Annotated in this window: 21 protein-coding genes and 1 tRNA gene; 6 read left to right on the top strand and 16 right to left on the bottom strand. The window is 74.5% G+C overall.

The annotated features are described in order from the left end of the window. Positions 1 to 4 precede the first annotated feature (4 nt). A complete protein-coding gene (locus FB462_RS11015) occupies positions 5 to 1,462 on the top strand; it encodes an amidase (protein ID WP_141861899.1) in 1,458 nt (485 codons plus the stop codon). A 24-nt stretch (positions 1,463 to 1,486) separates the two neighbouring features. On the opposite strand, the gene FB462_RS11010 is transcribed toward FB462_RS11015, so the two are convergent. The 6 genes from FB462_RS11010 to FB462_RS10985 form a co-directional block, all read right to left on the bottom strand. Further along, entirely contained in the window at positions 1,487 to 2,302 is an 816-nt protein-coding gene (locus tag FB462_RS11010; RefSeq protein WP_229666816.1) for an ABC transporter ATP-binding protein, read from the bottom strand. Then, on the bottom strand, positions 2,299 to 3,156 hold the full coding sequence (locus FB462_RS11005; RefSeq protein ID WP_308423658.1) for an ABC transporter ATP-binding protein: 858 nt from the start codon (positions 3,154 to 3,156) through the stop codon (positions 2,299 to 2,301). Before FB462_RS11005 ends, FB462_RS11010 begins: the two co-directional genes overlap by 4 nt. Beyond that, complete coding sequence (locus FB462_RS11000; protein ID WP_114850022.1) at positions 3,153 to 4,031, bottom strand: ABC transporter permease; 879 nt, start codon at positions 4,029 to 4,031, stop codon at positions 3,153 to 3,155. Before FB462_RS11000 ends, FB462_RS11005 begins: the two co-directional genes overlap by 4 nt. Beyond that, positions 4,028 to 4,981 (bottom strand): ABC transporter permease, encoded by a 954-nt coding sequence (locus FB462_RS10995; RefSeq protein WP_114850021.1) that lies wholly within the window; start codon positions 4,979 to 4,981, stop codon positions 4,028 to 4,030. The genes FB462_RS11000 and FB462_RS10995 overlap by 4 nt, the downstream gene beginning before the upstream one ends. Positions 4,982 to 5,018: 37 nt before the next feature. Beyond that, positions 5,019 to 6,545: an ABC transporter substrate-binding protein gene (locus FB462_RS10990; RefSeq protein WP_114850020.1), complete on the bottom strand. Its 1,527-nt coding sequence runs from the start codon at positions 6,543 to 6,545 to the stop codon at positions 5,019 to 5,021. Between the two features lie 61 nt (positions 6,546 to 6,606). Continuing rightward, positions 6,607 to 7,554 (bottom strand): alpha/beta fold hydrolase, encoded by a 948-nt coding sequence (locus FB462_RS10985; protein WP_167510093.1) that lies wholly within the window; start codon positions 7,552 to 7,554, stop codon positions 6,607 to 6,609. Positions 7,555 to 7,631: 77 nt separating this feature from the next. Here FB462_RS10985 and FB462_RS10980 point away from each other — a divergent pair, with 77 nt between their 5' ends. Further along, a complete protein-coding gene (locus FB462_RS10980) occupies positions 7,632 to 8,564 on the top strand; it encodes a siderophore-interacting protein (RefSeq protein ID WP_229666817.1) in 933 nt (310 codons plus the stop codon). After that, positions 8,561 to 9,373 carry an ABC transporter ATP-binding protein gene (locus FB462_RS10975; RefSeq protein ID WP_141863334.1) on the top strand — a complete coding sequence of 271 codons (813 nt, stop codon included), beginning with the start codon at positions 8,561 to 8,563 and terminating at the stop codon, positions 9,371 to 9,373. The genes FB462_RS10980 and FB462_RS10975 overlap by 4 nt, the downstream gene beginning before the upstream one ends. Positions 9,374 to 9,522: 149 nt before the next feature. Here FB462_RS10975 and FB462_RS10970 read toward each other — a convergent pair whose 3' ends face one another. The 5 genes from FB462_RS10970 to FB462_RS10950 form a co-directional block, all read right to left on the bottom strand. Further along, entirely contained in the window at positions 9,523 to 9,882 is a 360-nt protein-coding gene (locus FB462_RS10970; RefSeq protein ID WP_188868848.1) for a Fe-S oxidoreductase, read from the bottom strand. Between the two features lie 2 nt (positions 9,883 to 9,884). After that, a complete protein-coding gene (locus FB462_RS10965; RefSeq protein WP_114850018.1) occupies positions 9,885 to 11,288 on the bottom strand; it encodes a dihydrolipoyl dehydrogenase family protein in 1,404 nt (467 codons plus the stop codon). A gap of 392 nt (positions 11,289 to 11,680) precedes the next feature. Next, positions 11,681 to 12,499, bottom strand: a complete 819-nt coding sequence (locus tag FB462_RS10960) for an arginase family protein (RefSeq protein WP_141861897.1) — start codon at positions 12,497 to 12,499, stop codon at positions 11,681 to 11,683. Between the two features lie 50 nt (positions 12,500 to 12,549). After that, the gene (locus FB462_RS10955; protein ID WP_114850016.1) at positions 12,550 to 13,275 is read right to left on the bottom strand and encodes a PspA/IM30 family protein; all 726 of its coding nucleotides are present in this window, start codon (positions 13,273 to 13,275) and stop codon (positions 12,550 to 12,552) included. A gap of 113 nt (positions 13,276 to 13,388) precedes the next feature. Then, a complete protein-coding gene (locus tag FB462_RS10950) occupies positions 13,389 to 15,287 on the bottom strand; it encodes a TPM domain-containing protein (RefSeq protein WP_167510092.1) in 1,899 nt (632 codons plus the stop codon). A 324-nt stretch (positions 15,288 to 15,611) separates the two neighbouring features. Between FB462_RS10950 and FB462_RS10945 the strand changes: the two genes are divergently transcribed. After that, entirely contained in the window at positions 15,612 to 15,815 is a 204-nt protein-coding gene (locus FB462_RS10945) for a hypothetical protein (protein WP_058729997.1), read from the top strand. 31 nt (positions 15,816 to 15,846) lie between these two features. Next, the gene (locus FB462_RS10940; protein ID WP_141861893.1) at positions 15,847 to 16,497 is read left to right on the top strand and encodes a 4'-phosphopantetheinyl transferase family protein; all 651 of its coding nucleotides are present in this window, start codon (positions 15,847 to 15,849) and stop codon (positions 16,495 to 16,497) included. On the opposite strand, the gene map is transcribed toward FB462_RS10940, so the two are convergent. Then, positions 16,478 to 17,248, bottom strand: a complete 771-nt coding sequence (gene map / locus FB462_RS10935; protein WP_141861891.1) for a type I methionyl aminopeptidase — start codon at positions 17,246 to 17,248, stop codon at positions 16,478 to 16,480. The two genes, FB462_RS10940 and map, sit on opposite strands and share 20 nt — an antisense overlap. Before the next feature lie 60 nt (positions 17,249 to 17,308). Between map and FB462_RS10930 the strand changes: the two genes are divergently transcribed. Next, a complete protein-coding gene (locus FB462_RS10930; protein ID WP_141861889.1) occupies positions 17,309 to 17,569 on the top strand; it encodes a helix-turn-helix domain-containing protein in 261 nt (86 codons plus the stop codon). 17 nt (positions 17,570 to 17,586) lie between these two features. Here FB462_RS10930 and FB462_RS10925 read toward each other — a convergent pair whose 3' ends face one another. The 4 genes from FB462_RS10925 to FB462_RS17535 form a co-directional block, all read right to left on the bottom strand. Beyond that, positions 17,587 to 18,915: a M1 family metallopeptidase gene (locus FB462_RS10925; protein ID WP_141861887.1), complete on the bottom strand. Its 1,329-nt coding sequence runs from the start codon at positions 18,913 to 18,915 to the stop codon at positions 17,587 to 17,589. After that, the gene (locus FB462_RS10920) at positions 18,912 to 22,838 is read right to left on the bottom strand and encodes a Pls/PosA family non-ribosomal peptide synthetase (RefSeq protein WP_141861885.1); all 3,927 of its coding nucleotides are present in this window, start codon (positions 22,836 to 22,838) and stop codon (positions 18,912 to 18,914) included. Before FB462_RS10920 ends, FB462_RS10925 begins: the two co-directional genes overlap by 4 nt. A 135-nt stretch (positions 22,839 to 22,973) precedes the next feature. After that, positions 22,974 to 23,045 (bottom strand) — tRNA-Arg (locus FB462_RS10915). Positions 23,046 to 23,334: 289 nt separating this feature from the next. Next, positions 23,335 to 23,913, bottom strand: a complete 579-nt coding sequence (locus FB462_RS17535) for a hypothetical protein (protein ID WP_188868849.1) — start codon at positions 23,911 to 23,913, stop codon at positions 23,335 to 23,337. Positions 23,914 to 23,938 lie beyond the last annotated feature (25 nt).

The following is a 23,938-nucleotide window of genomic DNA, read 5'->3' as shown; positions in this document are numbered from 1 at the left end:
GACCGTGTTCGAACTCCACCACCTCACCGCGCAGGAACTCTGGGACTGGATCCGACGGGGCGAGACCACCGCGCTCGAGGTCACCGAGCACTACCTCGACCGCATCGCTCGGCTCGACCCGGAGCTCGGCGCGTTCGTCACCGTCACCGCGGACGAGGCCCGGAGCCGCGCCGCGCAGCTCGGGACCACCGCGCAGCCCGGGACCGACGTGCCGACCTCCCGACCGCTCTGCGGACTCCCGCACGGCGACAAGGACCTGTACGACCGCACGGGCGTCGTCACCCGCAGCGGATCCGTCGCCCTGCCCGCGGCACCCGCAGCCGCCGACCACCCGCTCGTCGCAGCGCTCGCCGCGGCCGGCACCGTGAGCCTCGGCAAGACGACGACGCCCGAGTTCGGGATGTCGTCGTCCTCCGAGACCCGACTCGGCACCACCGTCAACCCCTGGGACACCTCCCGGGCTCCCGGCGGGTCGTCGAGCGGTGCCGCGGTCGCGGTCGCGGCGGGACTGCTCCCGGCGGCCGTGGGGACCGACGGCGGGGGATCGGTGCGCATCCCCGCGGCGGCGACCGGGCTCGTCGGACTCAAGCCGAGCCGGGGCCGGGTGCCGTCCGTGCCCGGACGGTCGGGCCTCGGCGGCCTGAGCGTCGCCGGGCCGATCACCCGGAACGTCGCGGACGCCGGCATGTTCCTCGACGCCCTCGTCCGGCCGACCGGGCTCGACGAACCGAGGCCGTACGCGCTCGTCACGCCCGACGTCGGCGACGGCCCCTTCACCGCCGCGGCGGTCCGGGGCGAGGGGCGCTTCGTCGTCGGGCTGCTCGACGGCTCCCCGTGGGACGACACCGTCGACGTGGTGTTCGACCCCGCCGCCCGCGAGGCCGTGGCCACCGCCGTCCGGGTGCTCGGCGAGGTCGGGCACGGGGTCGAGGACGTCTCGTTGCCCCGGGTGCCCTACGCCGACGCCTTCCGGGTGGCGTGGGAGTCGAGCGCCGCCGGGCTGCCCCGGGTGCCCGGCATCGACCTGACGGCGCTGACCCCGCTCGTCGGGTGGCTCGTCGAGCGCGGCCGGCGACTCACCGCGACGCAGGTGCTCGACGCCATGACGGCCCTCGACGCGTTCTCCGTGGCGCTGATCCGGGCGTTCGACCGGTTCGACGCCGTGCTCACCCCGACGTTGGCGTTGCCGCCGCGGCCCCTCGGATGGTACGGCGACGACCCGGACGAGGACTTCCGCCGCCAGTGCGCGTACTCCCCGTGGACCTCGATGGTGAACGTCGCGGGACTGCCCGCGATCACGCTGCCCGTCGGGGTCACCGGTGCGGGCCACCCGGACGGCGAGGGTCTGCCGATGGGCGTGCAGCTGATCGGCCGTCCCGGGGGTGAGCGCACGCTGCTCGCGCTCGGCGCCCAGCTCGAGCGACGTCTGCGGTGGCAGCGGCGGCACCCCGCCTGCTGGTGAGGCGCTCGCGCCCGCCCGCACCGCCTACGGCAGCGTCGGCGCCGCCGCGACCAGCGCCCGCGTGACGTCGTGCTGGGGGTCGTCCAGCAGCGCGACCGGGCCGTGCTCGACGATCCGCCCCTCGGACAGCACCGCCACGGTGTCGCACAGCCGCTGCACCACGCCGATGTCGTGCGACACGAGGACGAGCGTCAACCCGAGGTCGTCCGCGAGCGAGCGGAACAGGTCGATCACGCGCGCGCGGACCACCACGTCGAGGGCGCTCATCGGCTCGTCCCCGAACAGGATCCGCGGCTCGTGCACCACCGCCCGGGCGATCGCGATCCGCTGCCGCTGCCCGCCGGAGAACTCGTGCGGGTACCGGTCCACGGCGTCCACCGGCAGGTCGACCCGCTCGAGGACCCGCCGCACCAGCTCTCGGTGGTCGCCGGGGATCCGCAGTGCCCGGAGCGGCTCGGCGATGATCGTGCCCACGCGCATCCGCGGGTCGAGCGACGCATAGGGGTCCTGGAACACGACGCCCGTCTCGCGACGGAACCACCGCATCGCGGCAGCGGAGGCGGACGCGACCACGGGACGACCGGAGGCGGTCACGGTGCCGGCGGAAGGCGCCTCCAGGCCGGCGAGCAGCCGCACCAGGGTGGACTTGCCGGACCCGGACTCGCCGACGATCCCGAGCCGGGCGCCGGGAGCGACCGTCAGGTCGATCCCGTCGACGGCGGTGCGGACCGGGCCGGGCTCGAACGGCCCACGGCGGGGGAGCCGGTACGTGCGGTGCAGCCCGGTCCCGGCCAGGACGGGCAGGGCGTCCGGCTGCGGCGCTGCGGAGGGCGTGGTCACGGGGTCCTCCTGGCGGTGGCGCGGGCGGCCTCGACGAGTGCGGTCGTGGCGGGGTGCTGCGGTGCCCCGAGCAGGGTGCGGACCGGCCCCTGCTCGACGACGCGCCCCTCGTGCAGCACGACGGCGGTGTCGGCGATGCGCGCGAGCACGGCGAGGTCGTGCGTCACGAACAGCATCCCGGTGCCGCGTGCCGAGGACAGCCGCTCGAACAGCTCGAGGATCCGGGCCTCGGTCGTGACGTCGAGCGCCGTGGTCGGCTCGTCGGCGATCAGGTAGGCGGGCGACCCGGCCATCGCCATCGCGATGCAGATCCGCTGCCGCTGCCCGCCGGACAGCTGGTGCGGGTACTGCCGCAGGAGCGACGCCGGGTCCGGCAGACCCACCGCGTCGGCCAGTGCGACGGCGGCGGTCCGTGCGGCACGACGGTCCAGGCCGCGGTGCAGCCGGAGGGGCTCCGCGACCTGCGCGCCGACCCGTCGGAGCGGGTCGAGCGCCGTGCCCGGTTCCTGGAACACCATGCCCAGGTCCGCGCCGCGGTGCTTCGCCCGCTCGCGGTCGGGCAGGCCGACGAGCTCCCGCCCGTCCAGGCGGATGCTGCCGGTCACGAGCGCACCGGTGGGCTCCAACCCCATCAGGGCGAGCGAGGTCATCGACTTGCCGGATCCGGACGCGCCGATCACGCCGACGCGACGGCCGGGAGGCACGGTGAACGACACACGGTCCAGGACCGTCCGCCCCGCGATGCGCACCGAGAGACCCGAGACCTCGAGTCCGGCGCGCGGGTCCGGCCCGCGCTCGTGTGCGTCCGTCACGCGGTCGTGTGCGTGCGTCACGCGGTCGTGTGCGTCCGTCACGCGGTCACCCCCGGGGTCGTCGGCGAGGTCGTGGTCGGGTCGGACGCCCGGTCGCCCGTCGTCAGCCGCGGGTCGGTCGCGTCCCGCACCGCGTCGCCGAGCAGCGAGAGCGCGGCGACCACGAGGGCGATCGCGGCTCCCGGCCACGCGGCGCTCCACGGGTGGACGCCCACGTAGGTCTGCAGGTCGGCGAGCATGCTGCCCCACGACGCGGTGTCCGAGCCGGCGCCGTAGCCCAGGTACGACAACCCGGCCTCGGCCAGGACCGCGGTCGCCATCGCGAGCGAGAGCTGCACGGTGAACAGCGGCGTCGCGTTCGGCACGAGGTGACGGGTGAGCACCCCGAGCGGTCCCACGCCGGACGCCCGTGCCGCGACGACGTAGTCGCTGCGCGCGATCCGGCGGATCTCGCCGCGGGCCACGCGGGCGATCGTCACGCCGAAGGACAGGCCGACGCTCACGACCACGACGCCGAGCGAACCGCCGAACACCGCGGTGAGCAGCATCGCCGTCAACAGCGTGGGGAACGCCACGAGGATGTCGAGCAGGACGGCCGTGCCCTCGCGCACCCACCGGGCGGTGAGCGAGCCGACCGCCGTGAGCACGATGCCGACGACGCTCGCGATGACCCCGGACCCCACCGCGACGAGCACCGTCGTCCGCGTGCCCGCGAGGAGGTAGCTCGCGATGTCCCGTCCGGAGGCGTCGGTGCCGAACCAGTGCGCGGCGCTCGGCCCGGACCACTGCCGGAACGGGTCGGTGCGGAAGGGGTCCTGCGGCGTCCACACGAGGGACACGGCGGCCAGGACCACGAGCAGGCCGAGGACCACGACGGCGAACACCCCGGTCGGCCGGGCGACGAGTCGGCGGATCACTCGTGCACCTCGCGTTGCCGGGGGTCGAGCACGCGGTGCAGCACGTCGACCGCGAAGCCGACGAGCAGGACGAGCCCGGTGAGCACGAGGAGCTCGGACTGCACCTTCGTGACGTCCCGCCGGCCGACGTCGGTGACGAGCATCCGGCCGACACCGGGCAGCGAGAACAGCTGCTCGACGACGACGGCCCCGACGAGCAGCCCGGCGATCTGCACACCGAGCACCGCGAGCACCGTGAGCGCCACGGACGGCAGCCCGTGCCGCACGAGCGCCTGCGTCCGGGTGAGCCCGATCGCGGCGGCGGTGCGGACGTGGTCGGCGTCGAGCACCCCGAGCGTGGCGGAGCGCGTGAACCGCAGGATCACGGCGCCCTCGACCGCGCCGATCGTGAGCGCGGGGAGCACGAGCGCCGAGAACGCCCGCCCGGGCTCGCCCCAGCCGTCGAGCGGGAAGCCCTGCGGCGGGAGCCAGCGGAGCGTCACGGCGAACAGCGCGATGAGCAGCAGCCCCGCCCAGACGATCGGGATCGCGGCGACGGCCTGGGCGACGAACGCGATCACGGCACCGCCCGCGCGGCGCCGCAGCACCGCGGCGAGCACCCCGAGCGGCACGCCGAGCACCAGGGCCGCGGCGAGCGACATCCCGGCGAGGGGCAGCGTGACCGCGAGCTTCTGGGTCAGCTCGGGGGCGACCTGGCCCCCGGTGACGAGCGAGCGGCCGAGGTCGCCGTGCAGCAGCCCGCCGATCCAGTCGGCGTACTGCACCACGACCGGCCGGTCCAGGCCGAGCTGCTGCCGGAGCTGCTCGACCTGCGCCGGGGACGCCTGCGTGCCGGCGACGACCTGCGCGACGTCGCCGGGGAGCACCCGGAGCACGGCGAACACGATGATGCTCGCCACGAGCAGACCGACGACGAGCAGCAGCAGTCGCCCGACGAGGAACCGGGTCACGAGTCCGATGCTACGGGCCCGGCAGCGGCGACCCCGGTCACCGCACCGCCAGCTGCGCGAGGTCCAGGCGGGAGTTCGTGCCGTCGAACGGCACGCCCGTCACGCCCTTGCGGACCGCGGTGACCGACGTCGCCGTGTAGAGCCACTCGCCGGCGGCGTCCTCGCTGACGATCCGGGCCGCCTGTTCGAGCGCCTTCGTCTTGTCGGCCTGGTCGGTCGCCGCGACGGACTGCGCGTACAGGGCCTGCACCTCGGGGTTGTCGTACCCGAAGTAGTAGTCCGGGTTCGCCCAGTTGCCGAAGTCCCGCGACTCGACGTGGTTGACCATCGACAGGTCGAAGTCGTGCTTCTCGAACACCTGCGACAGCCACGTGGCGAAGTCGACGCGCTGGACGCTCAGCGTGATGCCGACGTCCGCGAGCTGCGACTTCAGCACGTCGCCGATCGTCGCCGCGTAGATGTTCGGGTAGGTCAGGGTGAGCTTCAGGTCCTTCGCGCCGGCCTCGGCGAGCAGCTGCTTCGCGGCCGCGGGGTCGTACGCGTCGACGTCGGTCAGGTCCTGGTAGCCCGGGTCGAGCTCCGGGATCGGCCCGCCCTGCGGCACCCCGGTCCCACCGATCGCCTTGATGAGCGCCTTCGGGTCGATCGCCTGCCGGATCGCCTTGCGGACCTTGACGTCGGTGAAGGGCGCCTTGCGGTCGTTGAACGCGAGCGTGTACTTGTCGGTCGTCTTGCCGGTGTGCAGCGAGATGTCGGCGTTGCCCTCGAGCTGGCTCTTCAGCGTGCCGTCGACCGAGGTCTGCACGTCCAGGTCGCCCGCGGCCATCGCGTTCACGGCCGCGGACCCGTCCGTGATGTACCGGAACTCGACCTTGGCGACCTTCGCCTTCGTGCCCCAGTAGTCGGCGTTCCGGGCGAAGACGAGCGCGTCGCCCTGCTTCCAGCTCGACACCTCGTACGGGCCGGTGCCGTTCGCGGAGTCCGACAGGTCGTTCTTCGCGGCCTGCTCGAGCACGAGTCCCGCGCGGCCGGTCAGGTTCCAGAGCAGGTCGGAGTCCGGCTTCGACAGCGTCAGGACGACCTGGTCCGACGACGGCGACGCGATCGACCGGACGTTCGCGAGCTGCGCGGAGTCGACGTAGGACGCGTTGTCCTTGACCTGCTGGAGCGACCACACGACGTCGGCCGCGGTGACCGGCTTGCCGTCCTGGAACGTCGTCCCGTCGCGGAGCGTGAACGTGTAGGTGAGCCCGTCGGACGAGACCTCGTGCTTCGACGCGAGCACGTCGTGGATCGCACCGCTGCCGTCCGCCGCCCGGCCGACGAGCCCCTGGTACACGTTGTCGATGAGCACCTGGTCGAGTGCGGCACCGGACTGCGTGCGGATGTCCAGGCTGGTCGGTTCGAGGACGAGCCCGATCCGGACGGTCGCGTCGGCGCCGCCCTGTTCGTTCGACGATCCCGAGCACCCGGTCAGGGCGAGGGCCGAGACGACCGCGACGGCCGTGCTGGCGAGGGCGACGCGTGCTGCGCGTCGACCCAGGCGGGGGAGGAGCGGACTCATGGGTTGTGGGTTCCTTCCGGGCGCGTGGGAGCGACGGTCGTCGCGTCGCGCTCGCAAGAGGCTACCGATCAACCGGACCGTCGGGGGACGGTTTCTCCACGGAGTGCAACAATCCGTGGTCCCCGGCCCATGCCCGGATCGCCGTGGCCAGTTCGAGGGGTGCCTGGTTCTGCACCGCGTGCCGCGCCGTGACCGTCACGACCCGGGCGTCGGGCAGGCGCTCGACGAACCCGGTGTGCAGTTTCGGGGAGACGTAGCCGCGGTCCCCCCGGACGAGCAGCAGTGGGACGTCCAGCGCCTCGAGGTCCGGCCACGCGTCGGCGAAGCGGCCCACCGAGGCGGTCCGGCCGGCGGGCAGGTGCGGGAAGTGGTGCCGCCGCACGAGCCGCCCGTCCGCGCCGAGCCGGGTGGTGTGCCGCGCCTCGCGGAGCAGCACCTGCCGGTCGTCGCCGACCCGGGCCTCGACGGCGCGGTCGACCACCTCGTCGAGGGACGCGAACGGCTCCTCGTCCTCGAGCGCCCGCGCGATCCGGTCGACGGCCCGCTGCGCGAAGTCCGGCGACATGTCGACGAGCACGAGACCGGTCACCCGCTCCGGTGCGAGCGACGCCAGCCGCGCAGCGAGGATCGCCCCGAGCGAGTGCCCGACGACGATCCCCGGCGGCACGTCGAGCGCGTCGAGCGCGGCGAGCACCTGCGGGGCGGTGACCGCGGCGCCGTAGTCCGCGTCGTCGCGCCAGCTCGACCGGCCGTGTCCCGGCAGGTCGAGGGCGACCGCCGGCTCGCCGACGGCGAGCGCGGTCTGGTCGAAGCTGTGCGCGTCGATGCCGAGCCCGTGCAGGTAGGTGATCCGTGCCTCCCGTCCGTCCGCCGTGTCCCACCGGATCGCGGCGGTCTCGCGTCCGTCGTCGCCGCGGACCACCTGCCTGGAGGCGCGGAGCGGCTCCGTCACGCCGCTCGCGGCGGCGAGCGCGGCCAGGTCCGAGAATTCGTCGTCGGGTTCGTGCACGGGGACGATCCTCGCACCGTCCGGGGTACCCCGTTCCACCCTGGAACGGTTAGGTGAGGCATGCCATACTTGCGTTCGTGGCTGCCCGGTACCGCGTCTTCTCCGTCCGCGTGACGGCCGTGTCCGCGCTGACCCCCTCGTTCGTCCGGGTGACGCTGTCCGGAGACGCCCTCGCGGAGTTCTCCGCGGTGGGGCTCGACCAGCGGATCAAGATCGTGCTGCCGATCCCGGGCCACGGCTTCACCGACCTGCCCGACGGCGACGACTGGTACGGCGCCTGGCGCGCGCTGCCGGACGCCGTGCGGAACCCGCTGCGCACCTACACGGTCCGCTCGTTCCGTCCGGATGCCCGCGAACTCGACATCGACTTCGTCGCGCACGGCGACACCGGCCCTGCGTCCCGCTGGGTCTCGGGCTGCCGCGTCGGCGACGAGCTCCGCATCGTCGGTCCGGCGGTCCCGTCCTCGCCGGCCGAGCTCCCGAGCGGTGCCGCCGAGTTCGCCCCGGGGCGCGCCGACCGCATCCTGCTCGCCGGCGACGAGACCGCGGCGCCGGCGATCTGCGCCATCCTCGAGGCCCTCGACGTCACGGCCGTCGGCCACGTCTTCATCGAGGTCCCGACCGACGCCGACCGCCTGCCGGTGTCCGCGCCCGCCGGGGTCGAGGTCCGCTGGATCGCCCGGAACGGCGCCTCGCACGGCGAGCGCATGACCCACCAGGTGCACGCGTGGGCGTCGGACGTCGTCGGCGGCCGAGGCGCTGCCGCCGCGGTCGCGCCCACGGTCGCACTCGCCCCGGTCGACGCGGATGTCGACGCAGATCTCGACGTCGACGAGCAGGTGCTCTGGGACGTCCCCGCCGCCGCCGAGGAGCGCCCCGTCTACGCGTGGATCGCGGGGGAGGCCAGCTGCGTCAAGGAGCTCCGGCGCCACCTCGTGCGCGGTGTCGGCATCGCCCGGGAGCAGGTCGCGTTCATGGGCTACTGGCGGCACGGCAGGGCCGAGCACTGAACACTTCCACCCCCTCGGCGCTCCCGACGACGGCGCTCGGCGCCCGCGGGCTGACGCTCGCGTACGAGGACCGCGTCGTGGTGGACGCCCTCGACGTCGACGTGCCGGACGGTGAGCTCACGGTCGTCGTCGGTCCGAACGCGTGCGGCAAGTCGACGCTCCTCAAGGCGTTCGCCCGGACCCTGACGCCCCGCGCGGGCACGGTGTACCTCGACGGTGCGCCGATCACGTCCTACCGCCCGAAGGCCGTCGCGCGCCGGGTCGGCATGCTTCCGCAGACGCCGATCGCCCCCGAGGGCATCACCGTCCGCGACCTCGTCTCCCGCGGCCGGTTCCCGCACCAGGACCTGCTGCACCCCTCGTCGGGCTCCGACCGCACCGCCGTCCAGGCCGCGCTCGAGCAGACCGACACCGTGACGCTCGCCGACCGCAGCGTCGGGGAGCTCTCCGGCGGGCAGCGGCAGCGCGTCTGGATCGCGATGGTGCTCGCGCAGGAGACCGACATCGTCCTGCTCGACGAGCCGACGACGTTCCTCGACATCGCGCACCAGTACGACGTGCTCGAACTGGCCTCGGCGCTGCACGCGGCCGGACGCACGGTCGTCGCGGTGCTCCACGACCTCAACCAGGCGGCGCGGTACGCCACGCACCTCGTCGCGATGCGGGCGGGGTCGATCGTCGCGCAGGGGCGTCCGGCCGACGTGCTGACCGCTGAGCTCGTCGAGGACGTCTTCGGCCTGCCGTGCGTGGTCGTCGCGGACCCCGAGACGGGCACGCCCCTGGTCGTCCCGCGCCGCCGCGCCGCCTGACGCGCGCGCTCGCATCGCGCGCTCGCCCCCGCTGTGCTTGGTCACCCGCGAGTGGTCAGGACACGCCGCTCACGTCCGCTCGGAGGTCACAATTCGTCGCCCGAGCACGCCGAACGTGCCAGATCTGGCACGCTCGGCGTGCGTCGGCGTCAGCGGACGTAGCCGCCGTCCTCGAGGCCGGCCTCGACCTCGAAGCGGTTGCGCAGGGGATCGCGGCCCGCGAGTGCGTAGAGCAGCGGCATGGCCATGCCGTAGCGGCGCCACTGCGTGACGTGCACGCGCTCGTGCCGGAGCACCCGGTCGCCGTCGTTGTCGCGCGTCAGGTACACCGATCCCACGCAGGTCCCGCCGCGGCGGAAGACCCACCGGGGCAGGCCGCTGCAGACCACCAGCCCGTCGACGACCCGGATCCTGCCGGTCGACAGCGGCACGCCGATCGCGAGGCCGACGGCCGTGGCGAACAGCCAGCCGGCCCGCGACACGGCGGAGTCGAGGAGCGGGTTCCGCACCGCTACTCCGGGCGGCCGTAGGTCTCGAGCAGGCGCAGCCAGACCTCGTTCATGGTCGGGTAGGCCGGGACGGCGTGCCAGAGGCGGTCGACCGGGACCTCGCCGACGACGGCGACCGTCGCGGCGTGGAGCATCTCGGCAACGTCCTGACCGACGAAGGTCACGCCGACGACGACCCCGCGGTCCTCGTCGACGACCATCTTCGCGCGCCCGGTGTACCCGTCGGCCTGCAGTGCGGAGCCGGCGACGGCGCCCAGGTCGTACTCGACGGCGCGGACGGTGAGCCCCTGCTTGCGAGCAGCGTCCTCGGTCAGGCCGACGCTCGCGACCTCCGGGTCCGTGAAGGTCACCTGCGGCACCGCGGCGTGGTCGGCCGTCGCGACGTGCGCGCCCCACGGCTCGGTGTGCACCGGACGGCCCTGGTGGCGTGCGGCGATCGCCTCGCCCGCGGCGCGCGCCTGGTACTTGCCCTGGTGGGTCAGGAGTGCGCGGTGGTTGACGTCACCGACGGCGTAGAGCCAGTCGGTGCCCTGCACGAGCATCGTGTCGTCGACCTGCAGCCAGTCGCCGGGGGTGAGCCCGACGGTCTCGAGGCCGAGTTCGGCGGTGTGCGGCGACCGGCCGGTGGCGGCGAGCACCTCGCTCGTCACCAGGGTCGTGCCGTCGTCGAGGGTCGTCGTGACCAGGCCGTGCTCGTCCCGGTCGACACGGGTCGGGTTGACGCCCGTGCGGACGTCGATGCCGAGCTCCCGCATGGCGTCCGCGACGAGCTCGCCCGCGAAGGGCTCCATGCCGCCGAGCAGGCCGTGCCGGGCGACGAGGGTGACCTTCGCGCCGAGGGACGCCCAGGCGGTCGCGAGCTCGGAGCCGGCGACCCCGCCGCCGATCACGAGCAGGCTCTCGGGGACGTGCTGGGCGCTGGTGCCCTCGCGGGTGCCCCAGGGCTTCGCCTCGGCCAGGCCGGGGACGTCGGGGAGCTGGTGCAGCGACCCGGTCACGACGGCGACGGCGGCACGGGCGGTGTGGGTCTCGCCGGCGACCTCGACGGTCTTCTCGCCGGTGATGCGCGCGTGGCCGCGGATGAGCGCGATGTCGGCGGACTCGAGCCACGCGACCTGTCCGTCGTCCTTCCAGTCCGAGGTGAACGAGTTGCGACGGGCGAGCACCTTCGCGGCGTCGAGGTCACCCGTCACGGCCTGGGCGGCGCCCTCGAGTCGCTTCGCCGCCGCGACCGCGTGCCCGCTGCGCAGGAGCGCCTTCGAGGGCATGCACGCCCAGTACGAGCACTCGCCGCCGACCAGCTCGGCCTCGACCACGGCGACCGAGAGGCCGCGCTTGTGGGCGTAGTCCGCCACGTTCTCGCCGACTGCGCCGGCGCCGATCACGATGAGGTCGTAGTCCGTCATGTGCCCGAGCGTACGCAGGCCGCCGGAGGGGCGTCCGGGTGCGATGGGTATCGGTCCGGATGGCGCGTCGGAGTCGGCGGCCGAGGACGGTTCGCGCCCGTCGCGCAGCGCGGTGGGGTCGGTGCGGGGTCAGGTGCGGATGCAGGTGCGGGTGCGTGTGGAGGCGCGGGTGAGCGTGGAGGTGCGGGTGAGCGATCGATCCCATCGCGCGCGACATGGGATGCGGGCCCGCGCGTCTGGGGTCGGAACGGACGACACCTGATGCGCGGGACGTCCTCCGATGCGCGGAAGGGCCTGCGATGCGCGGGACGTCCTCCGATGCGCGGAAGGGCCTGCGATGCGCGAGATGTCCTCCGATACGCGGGACGGCTCCCGATGCGCGGAACCGCCCGCTACGCGCGGGACGCCGTGGTGAGGGCGCCGACCGCGCGCAGGATCACGCCGAGGTCGTCGACGGCCCGCTCGGGGTCGACCGGCGCGAACCCCGTCAGCGCCGCACCGACGAGCCGTCGGCCGCGGGTCGCCGCCTGGATCTGCGCGACGAGTGCCGCCGCGTCGAGTCCGAACGGCACGGGTTCGAGCAGCCCGTCGACCTCGGACGGGTCCAGGACGTCGAGGTCGACGTGCACGAACACCGCGTCGGCTCCGGTCGCGGTGACGGCGGCGTCGAGGGTGTCCGGGGTCGCGTCGTCCACGTCGAGGTGCGTGATCCCGACCCGGTCGAGCGCGGCGAGCTCGGCGTCCTCGGTGCCGCGGATGCCCGCGACGACGACGGCCGCTGGGTCGACGACGGGCAGGTCCGGGAACAGGTCGTCCGGCCGGTCGACGAGCAGCCGGAGCACCGCGGTCTCCGCGGCGACGGGCTGGGCGCGGTTCAGAGCGCGGTACCCGCTCGACCCGGCGATCCGGACGAAGGCCGTGCCGGGACGCACGAGCACCGTTGCCCCGAGCACGCTCGAGCCGTCCCCGCCGACGACGAGCACGGGTTCGCTCGCGACCCCGACCTCCTCGGCGACGCGCTCGGCGACCGAGCGGACCGAGGTGTAGCGCGCGACGGCGGTCTCGAGTCGGTCGCCTGCGCCCGCGGGCACGTCGACGACGGTGGTGGCGGCACGGGGGAGATCGGCTGCGACGGCCTGGGCGCCGTCGCCGAGGCGCATCGCCCGCGACGACGCCGAACCCTGCCACTGCCCGACGACGAGGAACTGCATCGTCTCAGTCTGTCAGCACGGCCCGGCGCCGTCCGCACCAGCGTGTCGGGTCAGATCGTCGACGACCCGCCGTTCTTCAGCGCGGCGAGTCGCGCCTCGACCTCGGCGTCCCGGCCGACGTCCTCGAGGCTCTCGAACTGCGCGTCCAGGCTCGACGACTGGAGCTCCTGCTGTCCGAGGACCTTCGCCTCCTCGCGGCGGACCTTCTCCTCGAAGCGGTTGAGGTCGCTCGTCGGGTCGGTGATGTCGATGTTGCCGATGGCGTCGTTCACCTTCGACTGTGCCTCGGCGGTCTTCTGTCGGGCGACGAGCGAGTCGCGCTTGGCCTTGAGCTGCTCGAGCTTCTGCTCCATGCCGGCGAGACCGGACTTGAGCTTCTCGACCTGCTCGTTCTGGGTGGCGAGCGGGCCCTCGTTGTCCTTGACCTCTTGTTCGGCGGCGATCTGCTTGCCGATGGCGATCTTCGCGAGGTTGTCGAACTTGTCCGCCTCGGCCGTCTTGCCCTCGGCGCGGTACTTGTCCGCGGCCGACGAGGCGTTCGCGGCCTTCTGCCCCCACTCGGTGGCGGCGCGCTTGTCCTCCTCGTGGTCCTGCTCGAGCAGGCGGAGGTTGCCGATCGTCTGCGCGATCGCGGTCTTGGCGTCCGCGATGTTGTTCGTGTAGTCGCGGACGAGCTGGTCCAGCATCTTCTGCGGGTCCTCGGCGTCGTCGATGATCTGGTTCACGTTCGCGCGGATGAGCGCGGAGATCCGGCCGAAGATGGTCTGCTTTGCCATGTGCGTTGCCTTTCCTGGGAGGTCCGTCGGTGGTCTGACTGGTGATCTGGATGGGCGGTCCGGCGGTCTGCCGGGGGAGGTGTCGCTGGGCGGGCGGTGGGGAGGCCCGGAGGTCAGAAGCGGCCGCCGCCGGAGAACCCGCCGCCTCCGCCGCCCCCGCCACCGCCGAAGCCGCCGCCCCCGCCCCCGAAGCCGCCGAACGACCCGCCGCCGAAGCTGCCCCCGCGTCCGCCGAGCAGTCCGCCGAGCACGAGGCCGGTGACCAGCCCGCCGAGCTGCGCGCCGTTCCCGCCGCCGCCCTGCCCCGGCCACCCGCCCATGTCGTCGTTCGCCGCGTCCATCGCAGCCGCGGCGTACTGCTCCGCCGACCGCGCCGCCTGCACCGCACGTGCGGGGTCGGAGGTGGCGAGGTCGACCGCGTCGTCGAGCGCCCGCTCGGCCTCGGACAGCCGGGTCCGCGCGGTGGTGCCGACGGCGCCGCGGCGCACGGAGATGAAGTCCCGCGCCTGACTGATCCGTGTCCGCGCGTCCCGCAGCGCGTCGTCGAGCGCCCGCTGGGCCCGCTCGCGCTGCTCCTGCTGGCTGTGGGCGGTGGCCAACGCGGCGTCGATGGCCGTGTTCGCCTTCGTGAGGGCGTCGACCGCCGCGATCGGGTCCCGCGGGTCGACCGCCTGCCGGAGCACCGCGTCGGCCTGCGTCGCCGTTGCGGCGAGGGCCGGGTCGCCCGATCGCATCGCGCGCGCCGCGGCGACGTCGCCCTCGAGGTCGGCGCGCATCGCCTGCGCGCGGGCAGCGGCCTCGGCGAAGGTCGTCTCCGCGGCGGTCGCACTGCCGGTCAGCTGCTGCACCTGCGCCAGGGCGTGCTGCGCGTCCCGCACGGCGATGACGGCCTCGCCCTTGTCGCCGGAGGCGATCGCGGCCGTGGCTGCCCGGGACCGCTCGGTCGCGTAGTCGAGCACCTGCTGCGCCTGGTCGACGTTGTCCGACACCGATGCCAGGGTCCGGCCGGCGTACGCCCCGCGCACCCGGTCGAGCGCCGCCCGCGCGGCGGCGAGGTCGGCGGGAGCGGCGGCCACCGCGGACCCGAGCGCCCGTGCCGCGTCCTCGACCCCGTCCTCGAGCGCTCGGAGGCGGTCGAAGGCCTCGGTCTGCTCGTCGATCGCCGCGTGCGCCTGCTCGCAGATCGCGATGATCTGGTTCGCCCACTCGGCGCGCTGCTGCGGGGTGTCGGGGACCTCGTCGTCGAGCTGCTGCTGGTACGCGAAGGCCTGGCGGACGGACCGCTTCGCGGCGTCGACCGCCTCGGCGAAGGGCTTCGCGGCGTCGTCGCCGAACTGGGCGGCGGCGAACCCGACCTCTTGCTCGGCGGTCTTGAGCTCGTCGTCGATGGTGACGAGGGCACCGCCCGCGGCCCGTTCGAGTCCCGCGAGCGACTCCTGCTGCGCCCGCGCGGCCGCTGCCGTCCGGCGCTTGTTCCGTGCTCGGACGACGAGCAGCAGGACGAGCAGGCCGACCACGACGACGGCGAGCGCGACCCACAGCCAGGTCAGGTCCGGCGGCGCCTGGCTGGCGACCAGGCCGTCCGCGAGCGCGACCGCCGCGCCCGACCAGTTCCCGTCCCGCAGCTGGGGGACCGCGTCCTGCTGGTAGGCGTTCTCGACGTCCGTCGAGGACAGCACGCCCTCGGTCGTCTGCCGGATGTCCGCGATCCGGTCGTCGACCGCGACCGACAGCACGATGCTGTCGGAGCCGATCTGGTTCCGCTGGATGACCGCGTCGCCCCAGGCAGTGTGGTCGGTCGGGTCCGTGAACGTGGGGACGTAGACGACGTAGAGCTGCGTCTTCGTCTCGTCGTACAGGTCCTGGATCGCCCGCTCGACCTGCGTCCGCTGCCCGCTCGTCAGCGCTCCGGCGTCGTCGAGCACGTACGCTCCGGCGAGGTCCACCGGCTCGGTGGCGTCCGCGGCGGCCACGGGGACGAGCACGGGGCCGACGACCAGACCGACGGCCACCAGTGCCGCGCCGAGCCGGGCGCGGAACCCGCGGCGTCCGCGCCGCCGTTGTCCCCCGGCGGAGTCCGCTCTGTGTGAAGCCGTCGTCGCGCTCGTCCGGGCGTGGACCGCTCGCATCCGTCCTCCATCCGTCGTCGGGTGTGCCCTGCGACGCACCCCGTGACCGCGCCGAGCAGGCTGCCGTCGCCCCGATGCTATCCACGCTCCTTCGCGGACGGACAGACTTCGGGAGAACCCCGCGGGACGCGCAACCTGGGGAGGGTTTGTCCCCCGGGCGGGGTATGCTGGCGGCCACTGTTCGACGACGAACGGAAGGGGAGCACGATGGAGCGCACGACGAGCACAGAGGTCGTCCCACTGGAGGACGGCTACCACCGCGTCTCGACGCCGGCGAGCGGCGTGATCGGCTTCGTCCGGGAGCAGGACGGCCGCTACGAGGTCCTGCGCGGCCGCGTCCGGCAGGCAACCCGGTCCGAGGGCGCCTACAGCACCATGAACGTCGCGCTCATCGCGCTCACGCACGCCTGATCCGCCCTCCCGTCGCGGGTAGGCTCACCGCGTGGTCGCCCGGTCCCGCAACGACGTCAGGTGCGGTGCCGTCGCCGTGACGGTGCACGTCGTCGCCGCGGACGCGGACACCGCTGGTGTCGGCCGGGAGGCACTGGTCACCGCCGCCGCGTCCGCTGCGGGTGTCGAGCCGGTCACCGTACGCACCGGCCGGTCCTGTCCGACGTGCGGCGCATCCGACCACGGGCGCCCCTGGGCGGAGGCCGCCGGTACGGCCGTCCCGGTGAGCCTCGCGCGCACGACCGGCATCGTCGCCGTGGCCGCGCTGCAGGGGACTGCGCGGTCGACGAGGACGACCCTGCCGACCGTCGGCGTCGACGTGGAGCGGGTCTCGCGCGTCGCCGCCGCCCCGCTCGACGCGTCCGGCCCGCGGGAGTCCGCCCGGCTCCGCACGGTGCAGGACCGCGCCGCCGCGTGGGCCGTCACCGAGGCGGTGCTCAAGCGCGACGGCCGCGGGCTCCGCGTCGACCCCGCCCGGGTCGAGGTCGACCTCCGCCGCGGTCGGGCACGGCTCGACGGCCGCTGGCAGCCGGTGACGGTGACCTGGCTCGACGCGGACCTCGTGCTCGCGGTCGCGGCGGGCGGCCTGCCGATCACGGTCACCGCGCCGCAGGACGTCCCGCTCAGCGCCGGGGGTGCGTGAGGACCTCGGCACCGTCCTCGGTGATCGCGATCGTGTGCTCGGTGTGTGCCGTCCGGGACCCCGTCGCGCTCCGCAGCGTCCAGCCGTCCGGGTCGGTGACGAGTTCGTCGGTGTCCGCCATCACCCACGGCTCCAGTGCGAGGAGGAGCCCCGGCCGGAGCGTGTACCCGCGCCCCGGTCGACCGGTGTTCGACACGTGCGGGTCCTGGTGCATGGTCGACCCGATGCCGTGGCCGCCGAACTCGGTGTTCACGAGGTACCCGGCGTCGGTGAGCACGGTGCCGACGGCGTGGGACAGGTCACCGGTCCGAGCGCCGGGGCGGGCGGCCGCGATCCCGGCGGCCAGGGCGCGCTCGGTCGCCGCGATGAGCGCCGTGTCCGCGGGGTCGGGCGTGCCGACGACGAAGCTGATGGCCGCGTCAGCGGCGATCCCGTCGAGGGACACCGCCAGGTCGAGCGTGAGCAGGTCGCCGTCCACGAGCGCCCGGTCGTGGGGCAGCCCGTGCAGGACCGCGTCGTTCACGGCGGTGCACACGTGGTGGCCGAACGGCCCGCGGCCGAACGACGGGGCGTAGTCGACGTAGCAGGAGTCGGCGCCCGCGTCCTCGATCAGCGTCCGGGCCCACGCGTCGATCTCGAGCAGGTTCGTGCCCACCCGGGTGCGCTCGCGGAGGGTCTGCAGGACGGTGCCGACGAGGGCGCCCGTGCGGCGGGCCCGGTCGACCTCGGTGGGGCTCAGGATCTCGATCACGCGTCGAGGCTACCGGTACAGTTCGGCCGGTACAACAGTACCGGTACTACCATCAGGTCCATGGTCCGTCTCCCGCTCAGTCCCGAGGAGCTCGAGCGTGGGCGTCGGCTCGGGGCGCTGCTCCGCCGGGCCCGTGCCGAGCGCTCGATGCTCGACGTCGCCCTGGCCGCCGGCATCTCGCCCGAGACCCTGCGGAAGATCGAGACGGGCCGGATCGCGACCCCGGCGTTCGCCACGATCGCCGCGGTCGCCGGCGAGGTCGGACTCTCGCTCGACACGCTCTGGACGGACGTGCACGCGCCGGACCGCGCGGCCTCGTAACGCTCCCTCGGCGCCGCTCAGACCGGACGGACGACCGGCAGCGCAGGCACCCCGGGTTCGTCGACCCACGGCCCGGTGATCCGTCGCACCGCGTCGACGGGCAGTCCCGCCGCGTCCGCGAGCGCGCCGAGCACGTCCTCGGGCACCACGTTGCCGTGCCGGTACCGGTCGGTGAGCGTCCGCAGCCCCGCGAAGAACCCCTCGTCGCCGACGGTCCGTCGGACGGCGTGCAGGGCGAGGGCGCCGCGCTTGTAGACCCGGTCGTCGAACATGTCCCGCGCGCCCGGCGACGCGACGACGAGGTCCTGCGGCCCGGCGACCAGCGCTTGTCGGTGCTGCGCGGCGAGCACGTCCGCCGAGTCGCCGCCGCGGTGCTCGGACCACAGCCACTCCGCGTAGCAGGCGAAGCCCTCGTGCAGCCAGATGTCCTGCCAGCGGCGGACGGTGAGCGAGTTCCCGAACCACTGGTGCGCGAGCTCGTGCGCGATGAGCCGGTCGGTGCCGTGCTCGCCGTCGACGTGGTTCCGGCCGAACACCGCGAGCCCGTGCGCCTCGAGCGGGATCTCGAGCTCGTCGTCCGTCACCACGAGCCCGTAGGACGAGAACGGGTACGGGCCGAACCGGTCGGCGTAGAGCGCGAGCATCTCGGGCACCTGCCCGAAGTCCGTCCGGACTGCGGACGCCAGGTCCGCCGGGTGGTGCACGGTCACCGGCGGGACGGCACCGCGGAGTCGCGTCGAGCGGTAGCGCCCGATCTGCACGGTCGCCAGGTACGTGGCCATCGGCTCGGTCACCGCGTAGGTCCAGGTCGTGCCGGCGCGGGCCTGCTCACGGCCGAGCAGGTCGCCGTTCGCGACGACGTCGTAGCCGGTCTCGGCGGTGATCTCGAAGCGGTAGGTGGCCTTGTCGTCCGGGCGGTCGTTGCACGGGAACCAGCTCGGGGCACCGGTCGGCTGCGCGGCGACGATGACGCCGTCGGTCAGTTCCTCCCACCCGATCTGGCCCCATGGGCTGCGGAGCGGACGCGGCGCGCCGCGGTAGCGCAGGTGCAGCGTGAACTCGGCGCCGGCGGCGATCGGCTCGGCGGGGGTGACGGTCAGCTTGTGGGTCGACGCGGCGACCTTCGCCGCCCGGACGCCGTCGACGTCCGCACGGTCGACCCGCAGCCCGTGCAGGTCGAGCACGATCCGGTCCAGGGCGACGAGCGCCCGCGCGGTGATCGTCGCCGTCGCGTCGAGCCGGTTGGTCGCGACGCGGTAGCCGAGACGCAGGTCGTGGTGCAGGGCGCTCCACCGACGGTCGCCGCTGTGCGGGGTGTACGGGTCGGCGTCGGGGTTCGGCTTCACGGTGCCGTCGAGTCTGCCACGCCCGGGTCCTCGGCGCGGGCCACCGGCGGGGCGGTCGTCCACGGAGCGATGGGGTTGCCCGACCAGTGCGTGCCGCCGGGGACCTGCTCGCCGCGCATCACGAGCGACGCCGGACCGACGGTCGCGCCGGGGCCGATGCCCGCCGCCGGCAGGACGACGCTGTGCGGGCCGAGGGTCGCGCCGGTGTCCAGGCGGACCGCGTCGAGCTGCATGACCCGGTCGTGGAACAGGTGGGTCTGCACGACGGTCCCGCGCGCGACGGACGCACCGGCGCCGATCTCGACGAGGTCGGCCTCCGGCAGCCAGTACGTCTCGATCCAGGTGCCGCGGCCGATCCGGGCTCCGAGGCTCCGGAGCCACGCGGCCAGGGCCGGCGTCCCCGTGGCCTGCTCCGCGAACCAGGGCCGGGCGACGGTCTCGACGAACGTGTCCTGCACCTCGTTGCGCCACACGAACGACGACCACAGCGGCCGTTCCCTGGCGTCGATCCGCCCGACGAAGACCCACTTCGCGGCCGTCGACACCGCGGCGGCGACGGCGCCCGCGACGATGAGGACCGGACCCGCGAGCAGGACGGTCCAGACGAGCCCGACCGAGGACCACAGCGCGAGCAGCGACCCCGCGACGCCGAGCGCGATCGCGGCGGACACCATCGGGGCCACGAGTCGGAGCAGTTCCCACAGCCCCCGCGCGACCTTCAGGCGGCGCGGCGGACGGAAGGTGCGCTCCTCGTCGAACTCGGTCGTCGCCCGGCGCAGTCGGACCGGCGGCGATCCGAGCCACGACGAGCCGCGCTTGGCCTTCTTCGGCACCGCGGAGAGCACCGCGACCAGGGCCTCGCGGGGGACCGAGCGGCCGGCCCCGGTCATGCCGGAGTTGCCGAGGAACGCGCGCCGCCCGACCTTCGACCGCCCGATCCGGACGTACCCGCCGCCGAGCTCGTACGTCGCGACCATGGTGTCGTCGGCGAGGAACGCCCCCGACGCGATCTGCGTGAGCGAGGGGATGAGGAGCACGGTCGAGATCTCGGTGTCCCGACCGACCCTCGCCCCGAGCACCCGGAGCCACAGCGGCGTGACGAGCGAGGCGTACAGGGGGAACAGCAGGGTCCGTGCGGCGTCGAGCACCCGTTCGGTGCACCACGCCTGCCACCCGGTCCGGGACCGCACCGGGTACCGGCCCTCGCGGAGGCCGATGCCGAGCAGCCGGACGGCGACGACCACGAGCCCGGCGTACACGGCACCCGCGACGAGCGTGGCGAGCGGGACGGCCGCCAGGCCGTGCAGCACGGCGGACCCGATCGTGTCCGCTCGCCCGACCAGGGCCGCGGCGACCGTCACGCCGGCCGCGACGCCGACGACGGGCAGCCCCGCGACGACGACGGAGCCGACCCCGTACGCGACGAGCCAGCGCCTGCGGGACGGTGGTCGTGCCTCCCGACCGTGCCGAGCCGAGCCGACGCGTTCCGCCGGCGAACCCGCCCAGCGCTCCCCGTCGGGGACCTGGCCGGAGACGGCGGAGCCGGCCTCCACCTCGGCTCCCACGCCGACGTGCGCGCCCGGCATCAGGGTCGAGCGGCTGTGCACGACCGCGTCGGCGTCGACCCGGACCCGGCCGAGACGGAACACGTCGCCGTCGACCCAGTGCCCGGCGAGGTCGACCTCGGGTTCGATCGACGCCCGCTTGCCGATCGTGAGCATGCCGGTCACGGGCGGGAGCGTGTGCAGGTCGACGCCTTGACCGATCCGGGCGCCGAGCGCGCGGGCGTAGTAGCTGATCCACGGCGCGCCGGACGTCGAGGGGCCGTCGACGGCCTCGGCGATCCGCTCCGCGAGCCAGACGCGCACGTGCACCGAGCCGCCACGGGGGTGGTCGCCCGGGCGGACGCCGAGCAGGACGAGCCGGGCGAGCACGACCGTGAGCGCCATCTTGCCCACGGGGGTGACGAACACCGCGAGCGCGAGCACGAGGGCCCACCAGGGCAGCGACGGCAGGGCGGGGAACGACGTCGCGTGCAGGACGCTCGACGCGAGGGCGGTCCAGGTCGTGACCCGCAGCCCGCGGAGGACCTGCACCGGCAGGCCGAGCACCGTCAGCAGCAGCCCGGTCGCCGGCGGGACCGGACGGACGGGGCGCCGGGCGGCGGCGACCGGCCCGGCGTCGTCGAGTGCCTCGGCCAGCGCGCCGATCCGCGGGTGGTCGTACACGTCGGCGACGGTCGTCGTCGGGAAGCGTTCGCGGATGGCCGAGACGAGCTGCGCCGCGGTCAGCGAGCCGCCGCCGTGCGCGAAGAAGTCGTCGTCGACGCTCGTCACCGGGACGCCGAGGATCGCCGCCCACCGCTCGGCGATCCACGCGACGGTGTCCGGCAGCAGGGCGGTGTCGGTGGCGCCGGGGAGCGGCCAGGGGAGCGCAGCGCGGTCGACCTTGCCCGAGGTGCGGGTCGGCAGGGCGTCGACGACGGCGAGGAGCGGCACGAGGGCGGCGGGCAGCTCCTGCCGGAGGCGCTCGTTCGCGGCGGCGGTGTCGATCGTCGCGCCGGCGACCGGGGCGACGTACCCGACGAGCACCTGGTTCCCGGCGGGGGTGCGCTGCACGACGGCGGCACCGCCCGCGACGCCGTCCAGGCCCTGCAGCGCGGCGTCCACCTCGCCGAGCTCGATCCGGCGACCGCCGAGCTTGACCTGGTCGTCGGCGCGGCCCTGGAACACCAGGCCCTCGGGCTCGTACCGCACGAGGTCCCCGCTCCGGTACGCCCGGTCCCACCCGAGCTCCGGGAAGGGTGCGTACTTCTCGGCGTCCTTCGCCGGGTCGAGGTACCGGCCGAGTCCGACGCCCCCGATGACGAGCTCGCCGACGCCGCCGGGGGCGACGCGCTGCCCGTGCTCGTCGACGACGGCGAGGTCCCAGCCGTCCAGGGGCAGGCCGATCCGGACGGGCTGGCTGCCGTCCATCAGGGACCCGCAGGCCACGACGGTGGCCTCGGTCGGGCCGTAGGTGTTCCAGAGCTCGCGGTCCCGGGACGTGATGCGGGCGGCGAGCTCGGGCGGGCAGGCCTCGCCGCCGAAGATGACGAGCCGGACCTGCTCGAGGGCGTCGTCGGGCCAGAGCGCCGCGAGGGTCGGCACGGTCGAGACGATCGTGATCGTGTGCGCGATGAGCCACGGCCCGAGGTCGACCCCGGTCCGGACGAGCGACCGCGGTGCGGGGACCAGGCACGCCCCGTGGCCCCACGCGAGCCACATCTCCTCGCAGGACGCGTCGAACGCGACGCTCAGCCCGGCGAGGACCCGGTCGCCCGGACCGATCGGGGCGTCCTGCAGGAACATCCGTGCCTCGGCGTCGACGAACGCGGCCGCGGAGCGGTGGGTCACGGCGACGCCCTTGGGGACACCGGTCGAACCGGAGGTGAAGATGATCCACGCGTCGTCGTCCACCGTCGGAGCCTCCGCACGCGCGCCGGGGTCGACGACCGGCGAGGGGTCGGCGTCGGGCGCGCCGGAGGTCCGCAGGACGCCGCCCGCCCCGATCACACCGACGACCCCGGCCTCGCCGAACACGAGCGCCGCCCGCTCCTCGGGGTCGTCGGCGTCGACGGGGACGTACGCGGCGCCGGCGGCGAGCACCGCGAGGATCGACACGTACAGGTCCCGACCGCCGGACGGGATGCGGATGCCGACGCGGTCGCCGCGGCGCACCCCGCGCGTGGCGAGGTCGTCGGCCCGCGCGGCGACGAGGTCGAGCAGGGTCGCGTAGTCGACGGTCCCGGCGGGGTCCTCGAGCGCGAGGGTGTCCGGGGTCGCGGCCGCGGTCGCCCGCAGGACGTCGAGCAGGGTGCGCGGGTCGGGCGCATGCGTGCCGCGGGCGAGGGGTGCCTGGGTGTCCGAGGTGCCGGTGCTCATCGGCGCGGATCATAGTGACGCCGGGTGTCGCGCCGGCAAACCATGACGCCGACCGTGCTCTGAGTGGAGGAGAGCGCCGGAACGAGAAGAGCCCCGGCGGTGAGGCCGGGGCTTCTGACTGTGCTGCGTTTCCTGTGCCCCCAGGAGGATTCGAACCTCCGCCCCTGCCTCCGGAGGGCAGTGCTCTATCCCCTGAGCTATGGGGGCTCGTGGGCGAGACCAACCGTAGCAGGTCTGCGCACCGCACCGGGACAGCGCGTGTCGCGTCGCACCGGACGGGAGGCACGGTGCGGGCCCGCCCCGCGCCTCCCGTCCGCTGCCGGGTCGCGTCGGACGCGCCGCCCGTCGGCTGCCGGGTCGCGTCGGACGCGCCGCCCGTCGGCTGCCGGGTCGCGTCGGACGCGCCGCCCGTCGGCTGCCGGATCGCGTCGGACGCGCCTCCCGTCCGCTGCCGGGTCGCGTCGAACGCGGGCCGGCGGCCGGGCGTGCCGTCCCGTCAGCCGGCCGGCGTCGCCGAGGCGCTCGGCTGGAGTGCCGCGTGCACGGCGTCGACGACGGGCTGCGCGCCGCCGGGCTCCGTGAAGAGGGTCGACTCGGTGGTGATCCAGTACGGATCGGGGAACGCGTCCGCGCGCCCGACGCCGTCGGTCAGGGCGAAGTAGCCCTCGACGCGGTAGGTCGGCACCGAGCCGCCGCGCTCGTACAGGGCGTCCTTCAGTGTCGTGAGCGACTTCTCAGGCAGGTGGGCGACGGCGAGCGTCACCGTGGTGGCGGGGTCGTCGGTCGCGACGAAGCGGCACACGCGACCGCGCTGACGCTCGATGGTGGCCGCCGGTGTGCCCTTCGCGGGCGTCCAGGACGTGTCCTGCGTGAACGTCTTCCCGTACACCTGCAGCGCCGACGCGGGGAGCAGGTCGGTGCAGCCCTGGGCCACGCGCTGCCCGATCGGTCCGGCGCTCGCGCTGGCGCTGGGGGAGCCGCCGCCGGACCCGCCCGTGCACGCCGTGAGGGCGAGGGACGCGGTCACGCTGAGGACGGCGACGGTGATCGCCCGGGCACGGCTGCGGGTGGTCATCCGGACATGATGGTGCACGCGACCA

It is taken from the genome of Curtobacterium citreum (assembly GCF_006715175.1).
GTDB lineage: Bacteria > Actinomycetota > Actinomycetes > Actinomycetales > Microbacteriaceae > Curtobacterium > Curtobacterium citreum.
This window is presented reverse-complemented; position numbering and strand designations above follow the sequence as displayed.